We start from the raw sequence: 18171 nt of genomic DNA on the forward strand, positions 1-18171 counted from the left end.
GTGGACATAGCCATCTGGGCTTTCCATGGAGAAACGGACCGGAATGTACCGGTTGAAGGATGCGGGACCGTCATTAAGGCTATCCAACAAGCGGGTGGACACCCACGTTACACCGAGTTTGGGGGAGTGGGGCACTATCTTGACCCTAGCTTAGACGCTACGCCAGGTATACTGGATTGGCTGTTTGGTCAAAGACGAGTGATCCAGCAGGAGTAGAGCTTTATGAAAAGATAGGGTTCCTACTTCTCTTACTTCTGGTGACCCTGAAGCCAATGAATGCAGAGTAACGTCGCTTAAAACGGCTCCTATCCGAGACGAGTAATCGTTCTTGAATAAGCATCCTTCAGAGACAATGAGGTATCATGATCTACTTCTTAAAACGGGCATTTCAAGTGACGGCTTATTTTAATAACTGTTAACGGCTACCCGTAGCAAATGTATCGAAAACTGATTAAGAAGACAGTTGATCATGTATGACGCCGAAGTGACGAATTTTGTTTGAAAGGACAATGCTTCCCTCTTTTTTGAATTAACTGAATTGTAGTAATTTACATTAATTGACCACAAAAGGCATATCAATATTTGGGTGAAATATTAAACCGGTTACTAGCATAAAGTAACCGGTTTAATAGGGGAGTACGAAAACACTATTAAGCATAGGTACCTTCTATCTAAAAGCAAATTTGTTATGATAAAAAATGAGTATTGTTCAGAATATATTGTGAACTTCTTTTTTTACTCAAATCTGCCTTTAATCGAAATGGGACTATCAAATTTTCCAGCTTCAATTTTAATTACTGCTGGATCATCATTCTTAAATTGTGAACCTTTAATAAAAGTTGCTTCAAAGTTTCCTACAATGCGTTGATCATTAGAGCTATAAGATATGATCTGTAGTTTAAGCGGTTGAGAAATGTCAAGTTTATAGGTTGATTTTCCTACATCGCCATCATCTTGAAAAGTGTTAAATGTTGCTGAAACTGAATCGCTGCTACATCCCAATAATGCGTTACTTGTCAGGGTATAATTTCCATTCTGCTTCTTAGGTATACCACTGAATTGTAGAATTTCACGGGCATATCCGTCTCTACTAAACTTAAAAATTTGAACGGTTAATGATCCCTGGCATGAACTACCGGGTAGCACATTAGGTGAAAGCGCAGCTGAACCAATGTTAGACCATGCACCTCCATTGTATATGGCGCTTACTTCTCCCCAACCTTGGGCAAACCATTCTGGCCGAATTTCTTTGTCTGATTTACACGCATATAAAGCGCATAAGAAAGAGATCCTGATGAGTATTGTGATAGGCACTTTCATAGCTCGCTTATTATTGAAAAATTATTTTCTTGGTTTTTACTGCTGTATCAGTACTTAATGTAAGTAGATAAGTTCCCGACGTTATGGAGCCCCTTGAAAGTTTAATAGAGTGTTTTCCCGCATCGTATCGTTTGTTCGTAATAATTTGTAACGGGCGGCCAGTCAAATCTGTTACTGCTAATGAAGCTCGCTGAGGCTCTTTGAGATAAAAAGATAATTGTGTTTCAGTATCGATAGGATTTGGAGCAGGGTCAGAGAGGATAAGATCATCGTTATTTTCAGCAAGTCCCTCTATTGACCCTTGGCGGCCTCCGCATTGATTTCCATATACTTGCTGGTATGATTGAGTGACCTGACCATTATTAGTAACTTTTAAACGTATCCACATAAATTGGGAATACAGATGTGAACTAAATGTTTCGCTAGTACTAAGCACATTCCCATAATTCGAACCGTCCGTACTGAGAGACCATTCGTAAGTAACAGGTGCCCCTTCATTGCCACATTTGTAAATTGCCTCCCAAGTATATACACCACAATAAATTCCGCCTGAGTATGGACCACTTATATAAGCGCTAATGGGTTGATTTACAGGAGGTAGGAAGTTTTGTACAACACCCCCATTATTTGTGACAACCTGCGAATTATTAGCGTTTGTACTACCTGTGTAATACCCATTAACCATTATATTAGGATTAGAAAACCGATTTAAACGATTATCTGCGCCAAATCCATTAGTGTGCATTACTGTAATTTGATTTTGCTGCTGACCAAGAACATTGTACAACCGTATGCCATGAGCAAGACCAGATGTAGGATCAGATGCAACTTCATGACGTGCGCCGTACATATGGGCAACTTCATGCGTAAATGTATGGTTAGCATTTATGGCGTCTGCAATTCTGACTACACCGTAAGCAGAATTTGTGTTTGGACCAATATCAACCACTTGTCCTCGCGCGTTGGTCCAATTTTCACCTCGACAAAGTAAAATCATTATATCAGCACCGGCACTCACTCGTTGAGCCTGAACAGCGGCTGAATTTCTAAATTGATCAAGTGGAGTTGTGGTTAAAGTTCCTTCATTAATTCCAGTCAGTAGTGAGCTACCAGCCAATTCCATTTGAGGAGGATTAGCACCACTAACAGAAATAGCGGAATTCCATTCCGCTAAGCAAGTGTTGATAGAAGCATTTACATCTAGACCGGCATTCTGAGCAAGGTCAGTGAAGTACACATAAACACGGATGTTACCACCTGTGCAAGGATCACGGCGGGCACCTTTATCTTTGGAAGGTTCACTTTCTAATTTAGTTGGCTTGAAATGACTTGCTTCACAAAGTTTTCCCTCTTTATAATTCTTCTCTAAACGGTAAATAGCGTGTGTTTTATCACCTTCTTTTAATGGCTGAACTTGATATGCATCGTCTTTATATTGTATGTTACCACTCACACGCCCTTGATTATAATAGAGGAGAATCTCACCTACTATTCCTTCACCCTTCTGCGCTAAAATTTCACCAGCCCAAGAATATTCACTTGGTGTCTTTACCTGAACATACGTCTGCGTTGCTGTAATCGTATCCTTAGTATTAGGTAAAATGAACTTAAGCTGCCCATTCTGTAAAGAAGGTAGAAAATCGTTAAACTCGATAAAATTGAATTCTGACCCATACGCGTATCTACGTAATTGATTTACCTTATCTGCATAATTACTCTCAACTACGGGCAATTTCTTAAATAATCCGTATGGCCGGTCAGGTTGTGCCCATACAGAAAAGTTTAATAGATTAATTACAATCAAAAACGATAGTGTTCTGGATGTAAACGTTTTCATAATGATCGTAGAGTTTAAATGGATAAAAAAATATATGTGTATTTGTAGATTAAAATTTCGTTAAAATAGTTATGATATGAAATATTATTTTTCAAATATTTTATTGTTATAAACAATTATTTACCAAACGGTATTTAATTAAACTAATTAGTAACCATTGTATTATATTTAATGAAGTTATTAAAAACTTATATTTCATAGACCGAAGTATAATGATCTGTCGACTTAGCCATCAACTAAACATTTATAGGTCTATTTATCACGATACGTATGCGACTGATGGCCGGCACGCCGTGGTCCGGCATTCCGGTGCGGTTGGACAGACATTAAAAAATCATTGTCTCACAATTCGCTCCTCCTTGAGACGAGGAAACGTTCATGAATAGGTTCCCGTCTGATACGACGGAGTATTCATGCATCTTTTCCTTAAAAAGCGCGTTTGAAGAGATTCTTTTATATGAGCCGTGACCGTTGGAGTGGCGCTCTTTTTTAGCGCACCCGAATCGTTATAAATTTTACATCTGATTCAGACACAATACTTCAATCAGAAAACCGCCTGGAACTTGACAGTAGAATGTCCAAGAATTATGTAAGCTGCGAGGAGGTTCTACCATAAATCCGTCATCTTTCAGTCGCTGATTAATTGTGTTGACGTCTTCTTGAGAGCTTTGAATGAATCCAATATGAAATTCTTGGGGATAAATCACTTCCGTTACTTTACTGAAGTTGCTGAGTGTGAGCACTAAGCCATTTTCGTCTTGTAACACGGTTAGTACAGGGCTACCCTTGGTCAGCGGTTGGAAGCCAAAATAAGTTTGCAGAAACTGCTGCGTCTGTACTACGTCGCTAACGGCAAGATTTAAGTGATTAAGTTTCATGAGATTATAGTTAAATGAGATCGTGCAGTACCCATGCAGTTTTAACAAAAGTATTAGCTTCATCTCAATCCCATAGGGTGTAAATACGACAATAGGAGGGGCGATTTCACAATCCGATCCGTATGCTACCAACATAGGGTCAATAAGGGGCGGTACTACCTTTACTATACCGAGTACACCTATTTTATTAATCCTCAAAAAAACACTGCTGCACGAGACGAAATTAGATTAGGTTAACTTCGTCACCTAGACACTTACTTAAACAGTTTCCAGGAGCAAATCAGCTTACTTTTTCTTCCGGAAAGCCCTAGATGCTGAATCGTCATGAACCGGCCTGGATTCACTAATTCGTTCTTTTCGATGAAAACTCATTTTTGGTTGGCTATAGGTGTGCTGCTCATCGGCACATGGATTGCACGGGGGCAGGCTACCAGCCCGCCACCAGCCGCTATCAAACCCAACGTATTGTTCATCCTGACCGACGATCAGGGCTGGGGTGACCTGAGCCTACATGGCAATCGATTTGTTGAAACGCCTAATCTCGACCGGCTAGCCGCCAGCGGAGCCCAGTTCGAGCACTTTTTCGTCAGCCCGCTTTGTGCCCCTACCCGCGCCAGCCTGCTCACGGGCCGCTATCACCTTCGCACGGGTACGATTTCGGTCACCCAGGGGTGGGAACGCATGCGTAGTGCTGAGCTCACCCTGGCCGAGGTGTTCCGCCAGAATGGTTATGCCACCGGCTGTTTTGGTAAATGGCATAACGGGGAACATGCCCCCGAAGATCCTAACGGGCAGGGATTTGATGAGTTTCTGGGCTTTTGTGCGGGTCACTGGAATAATTATTTTGATACTGACTTGCAGCATAACGACCGGATGGTATCCACCAAAGGATTTATTACCGACGTACTGACCGATGCCGCCCTGAACTTTATCAGTCAGCACAAAGCCAAACCTTTTTTCTGTTATGTGCCCTTTAACGCCCCCCACAGTCCTCACCAGGTACCGGATCGATATTTTAATAAGTATAAGGCTAAAGGCCTTGACGATGAGCAAGCCAGTATCTATGGCATGGTTGAAAACGTCGATGATAACGTGGCGCGGCTTTTGGCCAGACTGGACCAATTGGGTTTAGCCCAAAACACGATTGTTGTGTTTGCGACCGACAATGGTCCTAACGGTCACCGTTTCAATGGGGCGATGAAGGGCATCAAAGGCTCGGTCGATGAGGGGGGCGTCCGCGTGCCGCTATTCGTGCGGTGGCTGGGTAAGATACGTCCCCAAACCAAGATTCGACCCAACGCGGCCCACATCGATCTACTGCCAACGCTGGTCGGCTTGTGTCGCTTACACTTTACACCCGCTAACCCCATTGATGGCCGCAGCCTGGCAGGCCTGTTGCTTGCGCAAGCCGACACGCTGTCTGATCGCCTGCTGTTTACCCACGTCGCCGGGATGAGTGAGGGCGGACTTCCTGCCGAGCCAGGAGCTGTTCGCACAGCTCAGTACCGGCTGGTCGAAGAAAAGCAACAGATCCACTTGTACGATATGCTGAGCGATCCGTCACAATCGACGGATCTGGCCGCTGAGCAACCCCGGCAGGTACAACTACTGCAGGTTGCCTATGATCGCTGGTTTCGGGACGTGTCCCAAATGATAAGCCTTTCCCGTCCTGTGCCGGTGGCGGGCCGACGGGTGTTGTTACAGGCCCCGGAAGCTCACTTCTCGGGTAAGGTCCGCTACAAACAGGGCAACGGCTGGGCCAATGACTGGCTCATTAACTGGCAGTCAGCCGCCGATTCAATTTGGTGGGATGTGGTCGTTGAGCGACCGGGGATGTATCAATTTAGTTTGCAGTATACCGCTCCAAAAGCTGCTCTTGGAACGCTACTGACCATGACAGCCGGTACTAAGACACTGCACCAAACGATACAAAGCAGTTTCGACCCGCCTTTGAACCCCAGCCCCGACCGTATTCCCCGTAAAGAAGTATACGAAAAACCCTGGGCCTGGTTGACGTTAGGAAAACTAAAGCTGTCTGAAGGCCATCACCGGATTCTGCTGCAGGCAGGCTCGGTCCCGCATGGGCAAGTAGCCGAAGTAAAAGCGCTCCTACTTACTGGTTCTGAGTAGTTCGTGTATATTGCAAATTGTTAAAACAAAATCGTTCAATAAAACGCTCTTACTCGAAACCAAAGTGCATCCATTTACCTGCTGCTGAAATGGGGCATTTCAAGAGACGACTTGTCTCGATTACTGTAAACTACCATCCGTAGCATACAGTACAATACCTTGCTAAGCTCCCGGTTCAACAACATTCGTGCTTTTTACTGATTTCAGCACTGAATTTAACACACCCGGAAATTTCTTTTCCAGCTCATCGGACCGTAGTGAAATCAGGCTTTGGGTGCCGTAGGGTCGTAGGTGGATGATGCCAGCCTCACGCAACACCCGAATATGATGGGACATAGTCGACTTGGCGACGGTAGTCGGGATCGCACCACAGGACTTTTCACATTCAGACTCGGCCAGACATCGTACGTAATCTAACCGCACGGGGTCGCTGAGCGCATGGAGCACGCCCGTCAGCGTAATCTGGTCAGCGGTGGGGTGTTGGTACTGTTTCATAAATTAAATTCGTCTGATTGCTGCTTCCACACAGCTACTACGTAATGACGTAGCTACAGTAGTTGTTAACACAACAATGTGGTTACTGTAAATAATTCACTAGTTTTTTAGAATAAAGAAACCATCTACAAGGCCATCTTGTTCGACAACCATAAAACAATGCAAGTTCGATAGTCGTAGAACATTAAAACAATACAACTTGACATAAGATGAAAACGCTAAATTTTCGAAAACAGTCGCTGATTGCAGGGCTGATCGTTCTGACGATTGCTCTATTTCTAATCACGCCGAAATTATTGTCTAACAAGCCAACAGCAGCCACTAACGATAAGACCACTACGCCAACACCGCCAACTGAAAACAAGGTAGCCACTGATGCTTTCGTTGTTAAACGCGAGACCATCACTGACGAACTACAAACTACCGGCACCATCCAGGCCAATCAGGAGGTCAATCTTGTCAGCGAAGTGGCCCGTAAGCTAGTCCGGGTGTATGCTCGGGAGGGGAGTTTCGTCAGCCAGGGTACGTTGCTCTACAAGTTAGATGATGCCGATCTGCTCGCTAAAAAACGCAGACTGGCTCTTCAGGAGAAACTGGCTAAACTGGATGAAAGACGTTTCCGCGAACTGTTGACGAGCGAAGCGGTCAATCAGCAGGAATACGATAAAGTATTGACCAACCTGAACGTATTACAAGCTGAAATGGCAATGATTGACGTGGATCTGGTTAAAACAGAAATCCGGGCTCCGTTTGCGGGTAAACTAGGGCTTAAACGCGTCGACGTTGGCGCGTACGTAACGCCAACAACAGTTCTTGGCTCGATTGATGACATTAGCCGGGTAGAGGTTAACTTCACAATTCCCGAAAAATACGCGTCGGAGGTTCGGCCGGGCCAGACTATTCACTTTACAACTGAAAATAGCAGTCGCCCGTTTCTGGCGAAGGTCAAGGCTACGGAGCCGAAGATAGAAGCAAACACCCGGAGCTTAGTGGTCAAGGCTATTAGCGAGAACAAAGGTGGCCAACTGGTACCCGGTTCTTCGGCTAAGATTGCTTTTGCGCTACACATTGCTCAGGACGGCATTCTGGTACCCACGCAAGCTTTGATTCCTACATCCAAAGGGTACTCCCTGTTCAGAATCAAAAACGGGAAAGCCGAGCGCCGGGAGGTAACAACCGGAAGCCGGACGAAAGGAGCCGTGCAGATTCTGAAAGGCCTGTCGATCGGCGATACCGTGCTAACCACCAATTTGCTACGTCTGGACACGGGTATATCAGTAACGGCATCAACTATTGAATAACGATCCACCCTCGCCGTTCTCCTTCTCTTTGTTTTAAAAATATCCCAACATGAGTTTATCGGGAATTAGTATTCAGCGGCCAGTGCTGGCCGGGGTACTCTCTGTATTGATTATACTTTTTGGTTTGGTCGGACTGACCTACCTCGGTATTCGCGAATATCCCGTCACGGATTCGCCCATTGTTACGGTCACCACCACCTATCCGGGGGCCAGCCCCGACGTAATCGCCTACCAGATTACCAAACCGCTGGAAGAGGCCCTTGGTGAAGCCAACGGTATCCGGACCATCTCGTCAGTATCGCAGGAAGCGGCCAGTGTGATCACGGTTGAATTCAACCTCAACGCCGATCTGGAAGCGGCCGCCAATGACGTGCGGGATAAAGTGACAAAAGCCCGGCGTCTGCTGCCCGGCGACGTTGATCCGCCCATTGTGGAAAAAGCCAACAGTGGCGACATTGTCATTTTTATGGCCGTGGAGAGCAAAACCCGCAGTATTCTGGAAGTAAGTAACCTAGCCTCCACGGTCATCAAAGAGCGTATGCAGACCATTCCGGGCGTGAAAAGGGTCGGTATTGCCGGCGAAAAAAAGTACGCCATGCGGCTACGCATCGACCCGGCCAAACTGGCGGCCTATCAACTGACTCCCTCGGATATTGAACAAGCGCTGGGAAATGAAAACGTGGACTTGCCCTCTGGCCGGATTGAAGGCGACCGTAACGAACTGACCGTTCGAACGCTGGGCCGATTGACGAAGGAGGACGATTTCAACAACATGATCATTAAGCAGGCGGGAAGCAGTATCATCCGGTTCCGGGACATTGGCTATGCCGAGTTGGGAGCGGAAAACGAACGGACGGCCATTCTGAATAGTCTTAAGGGAAATTCGGCCACCATCGGGGTTTTCGTTGAACCCCAGCGAGGAGCCAACGCCATTGCCATTGCCGATGAGTTCTACAAGCGACTGAAGGACCTGCGCAAAGAAATACCAGCCGACTACGAACTGACCATCGGGAAAGACTTCACCGAGCCGATCCGTGACTCAATTTCTGAAGTGGAAGAAACCCTGTTTGTTGCGTTTGGGCTGGTCATTTTAATTCTGTTTCTTTTCCTGCGAGACTGGCGGTCGACGATCATTCCGGTCGTTGCCATTCCGGTGTCTATTGTGTCGTCTTTCTTCATCATGTATATCGCAGGGTACTCGATCAATATCCTCACGCTGCTGGCGTTGGTGCTGGCGATCGGGCTCGTGGTGGATGATGCCATCGTTGTCCTGGAGAATATTTACACCAAAGTGGAAGAGGGTATGTCGCCGTTGCAGGCGGCCATCAAAGGCTCATCAGAAATCTATTTTGCTGTCATCTCGACCACCATTACTTTGGCGGCCGTTTTTCTGCCCATTCTGTTCCTGCCGGGTATCACAGGAAAGCTTTTCCAGGAGTTCGCGGTAGTCGTGGCCGGTTCGGTGCTGGTGTCGGCGTTTGTCGCCCTGACGCTGTCGCCGATGATGAGCGCGTACCTGCTAAAACGTTACGACAAACCCAACTGGCTGTACCGGAAAACGGAGCCTTACTTCGTAGCCCTGAACCGAGGCTACGAACGATCGCTGGTTTGGTTTATGCACTACCGATGGGTTGCCTTCCCCATCCTGATCGTTACGTTCGGGCTCATTTATTTTATTGGTAAGCAACTTCCGTCGGAGCTGGCTCCCCTAGAAGACCGCTCGCAAATCAGTTTGGCCGTTATTGGGCCGGAAGGGTCGTCGTACGAGTACACCCAGAAGTATATGAATGAGATCGCTCAATTCTCGATCGACTCAACGCCGGGCTTGTTCCAGTCCTACTCGATTCTCGCCCTGACATTTGGCCCACCGGCTCCGGTAAATATTGCCATTCAGAACACGTTCCTCAAAAAAGCCGACCAACGGACAACGACGCAGGCCGACGTCTTTGCGACCTACACCCGTAACGCCGGGAATTTCCGGGGTGTAACGGTCTTCCCGGTGCAGCCGCCAACCATCGGCAGCCGATTTGGACAGTCTCAGCCTGTTCAGTACGTATTGCAGGGCACGAACCTAACGGCGGTTACGGCTGTATTGCCGAAGTTTCTGGACGAAGCCCGTAAAAGCCCGATCCTGCGGTTCGCCGATTCGGATTTAAAAGTGAATAAACCAGAATTAGTTCTTCAGATCAACCGTGATAAAGCGGCTGAGTTAGGTATCTCCGTGGCTGAAATTGCTCGCGGCCTGCAACTGGCGCTGAGTGGCCAGCGGTACGGTTATTTTATTTACAATGACCGTCAATACGAGGTAATTGGCCAGTTGCAGAAACAGGATCGCGATACGCCCTATGACCTGAAAGCGATGTTCGTGCGGACCCGAACCGGAGACGTTGTTTCGCTGGATAATCTGGTCTCGTTCAAGGAAAGTATCAGCCCGGCGGCTATTTACCGGTACGATCAATCCATATCGGCGACCGTATCGGCGGGGTTGGCACCGGGTAAAACCATTGGAGATGGCGTAGCGGAAATGAACCGAATTGCCAAGGTGGTTTTGCCACCAACGATTAAAACGTCGCTGGCGGGTGAATCGAGGGACTACTCCGAAAGTTCATCGAGTTTGCTGTTTGCATTTGTGTTCGCGCTGGTGCTGATCTATCTGGTGCTGGCGGCCCAGTTTGAAAGCTTGGTTGATCCGTTTATCATTCTACTAACCGTGCCCATGGCGTTGACCGGTGCCCTGCTCAGTTTGTGGCTGTTCGGACAGACGCTGAATATTTTCAGCCAGATCGGGATCATTACCCTCATCGGTTTGATCACCAAAAACGGTATCCTTATTGTTGAGTTTGCGAATCAGCAGAAAGAAGCCGGGTTGAGCACACGCGAAGCCGCCAAAGTGGCGGCAGCCTCCCGTTTCCGGCCCATTCTGATGACGAGCCTGGCGATGATCTTCGGTACGGTTCCGATCGCCCTTACCGTGAACAGTAGAAACTCGCTGGGAACTGTCATTGTCGGCGGTTTATTGTTCGCCGGGCTGCTCACGCTCTATATCATCCCGGCCGTATATTCTTACTTCTCGCGGGTTCCTAAGAAAAAAGCCGAGGAGCTCGAACTCGTAGCCTAATGTGTGCAGTACCAGCCGTGCGGTTCTATTTTGATCAACTACCATTTTTATGAGACACACCAAGTATATCATTACGTTTATCCTGGCATTTGCTTTCCTGAGTCTACAATCAGTCAAAGCCCAGGTTCGCCAACTGACGATGGAAGATGCCGTTAAGCTGGCGATCGAAAAAAATCGCGATTTGCAGGTAGCCGCGCTGGAAACGGCAAAGGCAGCTCAAAAAGTGCAGGAAGCGCGGGGGTATGCGTTGCCTACTGTAGCCGCTTCGGCTCAGTACCTGTACTATTTCAACAAACAGGTTTCGTTCCTGCCCGGTAGCTTTGTTGGGTTAGGCGACGATCAGTTAGCTACATTCCGGGTCGGGGGTTCAAATGCGTTCCTAGGGGGCGTGGCAGTATCCCAACCCTTGTTTCAGGCCAGTGTTCGCTCAGGTATTAAAGTTGCACAGCTCAATGGATTAGCCACGGATCAGGCGCTGGCCGACGTTCGGGCAACCGTCGTTGCTGATGTAAAGAAAGCGTATCTGGACATACTAATTACGCAGGAACAACTTCGGTTGCAGCAGCAGAGTATCGCCCGGAATGAGCAGGCCCTGAAAGACTCCCGGTCCCTGCTGGCGCAGGGTCGGGCCTCGCGTGTCGATACGTTACGCGCTTATGTGACGGTCGAGAACCAGCGGCCGACACTCATTCAATTAATGAACCGGATTAGCATCACCAAAACGGTGTTGAAGCGCACCGTGGGGTTAGACGAGCGGGAAGAGGTTGACGTACAGGATTCGCTGCGTTACGACGATGCCATATTCGTCTCGCCGGGTAACGATGCCTTTCTAGATGTGGTGCAGGCCCGTCCCGAAGTGCGCCGACTGGAATTGATCGAACAGCTAAATCGAGAGCAAATTGAGCTGCAAATTGCTGAAAAACAGCCGAAATTATCCGCGATTGGCTTAGCCCAGTCCCAGTCACAAGCCAATAATTTTCGGGTGGGTGACTATCGATGGCCCGTAAGTTCATACGTGGGCTTGCAGGTCAGTGTTCCGATTTTTACAGGTTTGCGAACAAATTCACGTATTCAACAAGCGCAAATAACCCGTCGACAAACTGAAACGCTAGTAGCTAATCTGAAGGAAATCGTTCGGGCGCAGGTGAAAATAAGCCTGTCAAACGTACAGGAAGCCCGGTTACGTATCCAAACCCAGCAACAGACGATTGCCGTCGCCGAGTTAGGGTACCGTATTATCCGTGACCGCTGGAAACAAGGTATTGCCTCCCGATTAGATGTGACCGATGCTGAACTTTCACTTACCCAGGCTAAGTCAAACTACCTTCAGGCGGTGTACGATTACCTCTCGGCTGCTGTCGAATTGGACAAGGTATTGGGCCGGATAAACGGATAGCCTACGATAAATGGTTTAGATTACCCTAAGATTCCAGCTGGACACTTTGAGGCTATTGCCAATACAGCTTTTGTCCAGTCCTATATGGATCAGTAAGTTCGTATGCCTTTTGGTTTGTACTATGATATTATTTCAAGTTTCGTTTCATCGTTCTAACTACCTTCGATTACTCACAAACGTGAGCGACCGTACTGCCCCGACAGGCCCCGCAGAGATGCCTTAACTCGTATGTCAGGTAAGACCGCTCTGCCGGCCCGGCTATCAGTAGATGCAAGCCTCGGCGGGGTTCCTATGAGCACCAGATTCAGCAGGGTGGCCTGTGCCATAGAAATCGGGGTTGATGACCCATTAGAAAGCGGCCCCCCCCGTGGCGTAATGAATTGTGTTCAGAATTGGTTAATCTCCCATCTTTTAACGTTAACAAAACCTTACCGCTACTTCATTGGCAGTGGTGTCTCAAAGAATGACCGCGACGGCGGACCGTTTAGACTTTGCCGTCATCGAGCAGAATCAAACGGCCCGCCGTCGCGGTGCTTTTTTACCTGGAAGTGAGCAATGATAAAAAGGGTATTCAAACATTCTTGCAGCAGTTCAAACGTGTAACGAAGGGAGCTTTTACCAATAGCTTATTCTGTCCAGAGCATACAGGTATACACAACAATCCGTCCCTCATTTGATTCAAAAGAGTTAGTATTTGAATGCTGAATTAAAGTGCAAAAATCTTTATGAGGTAAAAGCCGACGTACTTTCTCCATTCTTAAGGAGTCAGTTGATTCTTTTAAGAATTTGGCGAATATCAAGTGTGCCTGCAAAGTCGACGGTAGCTCCTAAGTAAGTGTTGATAAACAATACGCTTGCTGGAGAGTTAAAATCCAGAGCTAGGCAAGCTCAGACTTATAACTCGTTACTAGGACCAATAATGAAAATAGGAATCATTGGCGCCGGCTTCATCGGCAGTGCCCTTGCCGTTCGGCTCACGGGCCTCGGCCATTCAGTGGCAATTGCTAACTCCCGTGGCCCTGAAACGTTGGGTGATGTGGCCGAAAAAACCGGTGCTACTCCCGTTACCTCCCAGGAAGCGGCTCACTACGGCGAAATCATCGTGGTGACCATTCCTCTGAAAAATATTCCCGATCTACCCAAAGACTTATTCGAGGGTGTACCCGCTGAAGTGCCCGTCATTGATACCAGCAACTACTATCCCCTCTTGCGGGATGGACACATCGCCGAACTGGAGCAGGGTGAGCTAACTGAAAGCGAATGGGTAAAGCAACACCTTGGCCGGCCTGTCATCAAGGTGTTCAACAACATCTTAGCTGACCACCTTGAAAAATTGGGACAGCCCGTTGGTGCACCCGGCCGTATCGGTCTGCCGGTGGCTGGCGATGACCCTATAGCCAAGAAAAAAGTAATGGCCCTGGTGGAGGAACTGGGCTTTGATGCGGTGGATAATGGCCATCTGCATGAATCATGGCGGCAACAGCCTGGCACACCCTGCTATGCAGCCGATCTACCCGCCAGTGAGCTACGACAACAATTAGATAGTCTAGGTACAGAGCGTACGAAACAGCAACACGCGCAATTTTTGGCCAACCACGCTGCACTGGAAAAGCAGATGGAAGCGCAGGGCATCCAACTGAAATAGCCAACGATCAAACCCGTTTCCCTTAAAACAATAGACTTTCACAGAAAGCCGCACACAGTTATTACTGGGGCGGCTTTCTAATAATAGAATTTTTGAGTACAGTCAATGGTAAAGGTAATGAAAATCCAGTTTCCCACTCTGCCTATGCTACTGATGACGTTGGACAGTTATTAAAAACACCCGTTTCAAATAATGCTCTCCCACATGAGACAAATGAGCATTCACTGGTATAAACTGAGAGCTTGCCAAGCCCTCAGTTTTCTAGGATTTTATACTTTTCACTCTCTATCTCTGTCGCTACCAATATGGCATGAAATTAGGCTCACAAACCGTAGCAACTAACTTACGCCTTTAGTGGGGAACAGTGCTAACTAATTAACCGCCTTAAACCGCAAAGCTCTGCCCAACGGATCACCTGACGCCGTTTGGTAGTCAACCTGTCTCAGGATATCGGTGAAGCGACTTTGCAGAGCCCGTGTCCGTTTGCTTCTAAGACACTTGGTGTTGGCGTTGCCATTATTCCGTTCACGGGTGGCATGGACATGTCGTTTTACGTTCGAACGAAAGCAAAGTAGTCCTGCTCAGAAAGTGTAATTATGACGAGAAGTTTCAAACCTTATTTGATAGATGCCCGGCAGTAATGAATAAATAGGATAAGGATTTTGCCTGCCGGGACTTCTGCCAACATGTGTTCCTTTTCGAGGAGTCCTGCGGGTTAGATAAATAAGCGGATGCCGTTCGGGAAGGGGTACTATTTCAAGGGGAATCACTCAGGGAGCCCTTTTCGTAATCTTACTCTAGCGCCTTAACTTCTAGAGGTTTAATGTGAGCCGCTGACCACAAGAGACGACTAAATGCCAACCGGTGAACCGTGCCGGGTCTGGCCACTTTAGAAGATATTAATCAACGTATAGATTGAATCGATTTTCCGGCTTGTAGTTTCTTCAACCGCAGCAGTGCTTCGATGTAGTAATAATCAGCGTAGTTGATTGATGCGTCGACCTCGCTGTTGTTCGGTTTATGACCCGTACTATGCAGCAAAAAAGCATTGTTGAGCTGACGGCTCTGATAGTTGGCCGACGATAAGGTTTCCAGCATCTGTTCGGCTTTGGCTCGATACAGGGCCGCTTTGGTTTTGTCCTTCACGAATACTGACAGCTCCAGTAAAGCAGAAGCGGTAACTGCGGCAGCTGATGCATCTTTAGGGGCGTTGGGTATGTCAGGTGCACTGAAATCCCAGTAGGGAATCAGATCGGCTGGCAGGCGTTCCAGATAGACATCTGACACCTTTTGGGCAAAATCAAGAAATTTTGGGTCTTTGGTTTCGCGGTAGGTCATCGTGAAGCCATAAATGGCCCAGCTTTGCCCTCTGGCCCACATGGAGTTGTCGGCATACCCCTGATGTGTAACGCCTTTGACCTTTTTGCCGGTTTTCCGGTCGTAAACAACGGCATGATACGAGGTGTGATCCGGTCGAAAATGGTTGTTCATGGTTGTCGTAGCGTGCGACACGGCGATGTCGTAAAGCCGTTTATCGCCCCCATTTTTCGACGCCCAGAACAACAGTTCCAGGTTGATCATGTTGTCCATGATGGTGTTGTGCTGCGGCCATTCCATGTTGGGTACAGGTCGTGGCCACGACAGAATCGTACCGACGTTGGGGTTGAACAGGGTAGCCAATGTGTCGGCTGCAGCCAGCAGGATTTTTTTGTACGCCGGATTGTGGGTCAGCCGTAAGCCGTTTCCAAAGCTGCAATACATCTGGAAACCCAGGTCGTGGTCGATGGCTTTCTGATAGGCAAGTGGCGTCAGCTCGCGCGTAAATAGATCGGCTTTGGCTTTCCATTTCGGGTCTTTTGTATATTCGTACACATACCATAATGTACCGGGCCAGAAGCCGCTTGTCCAGTCTTTATAGCCAACATAATTCCAGGCCGTTTTGCCGTTCAGTATGTTACGGGGCAGGTTTGGTGGTGCGGCAGGAATAAAAGCGGCAGTTCGGGTTACCTGACCGACGCAATAATCCAGTTGCGCCTTCACGTTAAACGCTTCTCTTGGCACAAACGCCAGCAGCAGAATCGCCAGTATAGATACTCGTGTTACGTTCATACGATATTTGATTAGTTTGTGGGCGTGAGCCAAATGGCCTGACCTCCCCGTGGTAATAGATTCATCTCCAGCGACTGACCGGCTTTAACCTTTTTGGTCGTTACACGAACCTGCGTTTTGGTCGGTATCGTCAGATCATCAGAATAGATGTGCGCCATATAGGTTTTGCCGCTGGACAGAAAATTCAGGGGTAGTTTCACCAGGCGGCCCTCATTGTTGGTGATCGTGCCGACAAACCAATCGGTACCACTCCGACGGGCAATGGTCACGTATTCGCCGATGGCATCATGGATCACTTTAGTATCATCCCAAACGGTGGGCACCTTGTCGAAAAACTCGATTTCGGGTTCGCCCCCATACTGCGCCGGTTTGTCGTACCAGAACACCGATTGCAGGGGGCTGTACGAAATGACGTTCATGGCCAGTTGATGCGCGTGGGTATTTTTCAGCCGCTTGTCGTAGTAGCAGATGGTATAATCGCCAGCTCCGGCCAGGTAGCGCGTAAAGGGCAGAATGGTGTTGTGCGTGGCATCGGGAAACTCTTCATTGCCGCGAATGCCTTCCTGCGTCATCACGTTCGGATAAGTGCGGCTCGTGCCGGTAGGGCGGTACTCGTCGTGAATATTGACCATCAGGTTGTTTTCCAGCGCCTTGCGTTTGGCTTCCGTTAGCCAAGTCATCCAGCGGTGCGAACCAACCTCAACAAAGCCGAACTTGACGCCTTTAACTCCCCATTTTTTATAGAGTGGAAAAATCTCATCCATCTGTTTGTAGAGTGCCTGCAGATTCACGTACAGGATCACGCCCACATTTTTTGTGTTGCCATACGCAATGACCTTTGGCATGTCGATGGGCGCCACAACCTGCCGGGCGTCGGAGTTGAACGTAAAGGCCGGGCCGTACCATTTCCAGTCGAACAGAATGTATTGCAGGTTATGCGCAGCCGCAAAGTCGATGCACGACAGGGCCCCTTCGGTTGTCAGGGTCAATACCCGCATCAACTTTCCGGGTTTGATCCAGTCGGTGTTGGTGACCGTTGCCGGTGGGTTCAAATTCAACAGAATATCGTTGTTTTCCAGCAGTTTACCTGGTCGTTCGGCCACCATCACCACCCGCCAGGGCGTACCCACATCCGACATCAGATCAGCACTCTCGTACATCGCCGTGACAAGGGTGTTCGGCTTGTCGGTCGAGAGCCTGAATTTAGTCATTGCATAGTCGGTCAACCCGGCTTCGGCCAGCGAGGCATACAAGCCATTGGGCAACGACAGCGTCAGTGGCCGTTCGGCTGTTTCGGGCCACCTGTGCGACGGACCGCCGTCCAGGGGCAGGGCCTGATATGCTCCCTGAGCCCATGCGGTATACCAGGCTTTCGTATCGGCGGGCAAGGTAAACTCGCTGTTCTCGGCAACCACCCGATAATACAAGCCTTTGGGGTGTTCGGGAAAGAAATACTGGAAGGCAACCCCTTCATTGTAGGCCCGGAAACGCAGGTGTAGGTCGTAGTCAGGGCTGTCTTCTTTCTGGAGCTGAATCTCAAGCTGGTTATAGTGATCCCGAATCAGGCTGCGTTCGCCGTAGACCGGTTTCCAGGTGGTGTCTTTTGCCGCTCGGACAACGTTTCTGATGACCAGATTATCGCACCAGTTTACACCCAGCGTACCGGGTGGGGTGGTGACTTTATGCGCCATCGCGTGCTCGAACACATGGTTGTCGATCTGAATACCCAGACCCGATTCGAGAATGACCGGCGTTTTCTGGTAATCGACCCGGTAGGTCATCTGCCGTTTGCCGGGGCTTATTTCTGTTTGGGTAAATACGATTTCCAGCTTACCATCCGGCGATTGAAGTCGGTGTTCTGCAGGCTGGCTACGCGCGATCTGCGCCAGCAAAAAATAGAAAATAAGAAGATAAACCCGTGACATAATTAGGCAGGTAAGCG

The 18171-nt window shown here is 48.3% G+C and carries 11 protein-coding genes and 1 pseudogene; 6 read left to right on the forward strand and 6 right to left on the reverse strand.

From position 1 onward, the window contains the following. Window positions 1-216, forward strand: a pseudogene (locus tag NT073_RS15200) (peptidase); the annotation flags it as partial. A 519-nt stretch (window positions 217-735) separates the two neighbouring features. Here NT073_RS15200 and NT073_RS15205 read toward each other — a convergent pair. From NT073_RS15205 to NT073_RS15215, 3 genes are all read right to left on the reverse strand, one after another. After that, window positions 736-1320 carry a hypothetical protein gene (locus tag NT073_RS15205; RefSeq protein WP_297375065.1) on the reverse strand — a complete coding sequence of 195 codons (585 nt, stop codon included), beginning with the start codon at window positions 1318-1320 and terminating at the stop codon, window positions 736-738. Between the two features lie 10 nt (window positions 1321-1330). Further along, a complete protein-coding gene (locus NT073_RS15210; RefSeq protein ID WP_297375067.1) occupies window positions 1331-3157 on the reverse strand; it encodes a zinc-dependent metalloprotease in 1827 nt (608 codons plus the stop codon). Window positions 3158-3672: 515 nt separating this feature from the next. Further along, the gene (locus NT073_RS15215) at window positions 3673-4035 is read right to left on the reverse strand and encodes a VOC family protein (protein ID WP_297375069.1); all 363 of its coding nucleotides are present in this window, start codon (window positions 4033-4035) and stop codon (window positions 3673-3675) included. 360 nt (window positions 4036-4395) lie between these two features. On the opposite strand from NT073_RS15215, the gene NT073_RS15220 reads away from it, so the two are divergent. Further along, window positions 4396-6165 carry an arylsulfatase gene (locus tag NT073_RS15220; RefSeq protein ID WP_297375072.1) on the forward strand — a complete coding sequence of 590 codons (1770 nt, stop codon included), beginning with the start codon at window positions 4396-4398 and terminating at the stop codon, window positions 6163-6165. Between the two features lie 162 nt (window positions 6166-6327). Here NT073_RS15220 and NT073_RS15225 read toward each other — a convergent pair whose 3' ends face one another. After that, window positions 6328-6660, reverse strand: coding sequence for a helix-turn-helix transcriptional regulator (locus NT073_RS15225; RefSeq protein ID WP_297375074.1), 333 nt, complete (start codon window positions 6658-6660; stop codon window positions 6328-6330). A 209-nt stretch (window positions 6661-6869) separates the two neighbouring features. Between NT073_RS15225 and NT073_RS15230 the strand changes: the two genes are divergently transcribed. The 4 genes from NT073_RS15230 (at window position 6870) to NT073_RS15245 (ending at window position 14120) form a co-directional block, all read left to right on the forward strand. After that, window positions 6870-7961, forward strand: a complete 1092-nt coding sequence (locus NT073_RS15230) for an efflux RND transporter periplasmic adaptor subunit (RefSeq protein ID WP_297375075.1) — start codon at window positions 6870-6872, stop codon at window positions 7959-7961. A gap of 49 nt (window positions 7962-8010) precedes the next feature. Further along, entirely contained in the window at window positions 8011-11079 is a 3069-nt protein-coding gene (locus NT073_RS15235) for an efflux RND transporter permease subunit (RefSeq protein WP_297375077.1), read from the forward strand. Between the two features lie 49 nt (window positions 11080-11128). Further along, the gene (locus NT073_RS15240; protein ID WP_297375079.1) at window positions 11129-12475 is read left to right on the forward strand and encodes a TolC family protein; all 1347 of its coding nucleotides are present in this window, start codon (window positions 11129-11131) and stop codon (window positions 12473-12475) included. Window positions 12476-13394: 919 nt separating this feature from the next. Next, the gene (locus tag NT073_RS15245; protein WP_297375081.1) at window positions 13395-14120 is read left to right on the forward strand and encodes an NAD(P)-binding domain-containing protein; all 726 of its coding nucleotides are present in this window, start codon (window positions 13395-13397) and stop codon (window positions 14118-14120) included. 903 nt (window positions 14121-15023) lie between these two features. Here the strand turns inward: NT073_RS15245 and NT073_RS15250 are convergent. Further along, window positions 15024-16229, reverse strand: coding sequence for a glycoside hydrolase family 88 protein (locus NT073_RS15250; protein ID WP_297375083.1), 1206 nt, complete (start codon window positions 16227-16229; stop codon window positions 15024-15026). Between the two features lie 11 nt (window positions 16230-16240). Then, window positions 16241-18154 carry a glycoside hydrolase family 97 protein gene (locus NT073_RS15255; protein ID WP_297375085.1) on the reverse strand — a complete coding sequence of 638 codons (1914 nt, stop codon included), beginning with the start codon at window positions 18152-18154 and terminating at the stop codon, window positions 16241-16243. Between the last annotated feature and the right edge of the window lie 17 nt (window positions 18155-18171).

It is taken from the genome of Spirosoma sp. (assembly GCF_026391055.1).
GTDB lineage: Bacteria > Bacteroidota > Bacteroidia > Cytophagales > Spirosomataceae > Spirosoma.

Excerpts from the sequence above, each read along its gene's own strand:
- NT073_RS15205 (WP_297375065.1), bottom strand. The coding sequence starts at position 1,320 with ATGAAAGTGCCTATCACAATACTCATCAGGATCTCTTTCTTATGCGCT.
- NT073_RS15210 (WP_297375067.1), bottom strand. The coding sequence starts at position 3,157 with ATGAAAACGTTTACATCCAGAACACTATCGTTTTTGATTGTAATTAAT.
- NT073_RS15215 (WP_297375069.1), bottom strand. The coding sequence starts at position 4,035 with ATGAAACTTAATCACTTAAATCTTGCCGTTAGCGACGTAGTACAGACG.
- NT073_RS15220 (WP_297375072.1), top strand. The coding sequence starts at position 4,396 with ATGAAAACTCATTTTTGGTTGGCTATAGGTGTGCTGCTCATCGGCACA.
- NT073_RS15225 (WP_297375074.1), bottom strand. The coding sequence starts at position 6,660 with ATGAAACAGTACCAACACCCCACCGCTGACCAGATTACGCTGACGGGC.
- NT073_RS15230 (WP_297375075.1), top strand. The coding sequence starts at position 6,870 with ATGAAAACGCTAAATTTTCGAAAACAGTCGCTGATTGCAGGGCTGATC.
- NT073_RS15235 (WP_297375077.1), top strand. The coding sequence starts at position 8,011 with ATGAGTTTATCGGGAATTAGTATTCAGCGGCCAGTGCTGGCCGGGGTA.
- NT073_RS15240 (WP_297375079.1), top strand. The coding sequence starts at position 11,129 with ATGAGACACACCAAGTATATCATTACGTTTATCCTGGCATTTGCTTTC.
- NT073_RS15245 (WP_297375081.1), top strand. The coding sequence starts at position 13,395 with ATGAAAATAGGAATCATTGGCGCCGGCTTCATCGGCAGTGCCCTTGCC.
- NT073_RS15250 (WP_297375083.1), bottom strand. The coding sequence starts at position 16,229 with ATGAACGTAACACGAGTATCTATACTGGCGATTCTGCTGCTGGCGTTT.
- NT073_RS15255 (WP_297375085.1), bottom strand. The coding sequence starts at position 18,154 with ATGTCACGGGTTTATCTTCTTATTTTCTATTTTTTGCTGGCGCAGATC.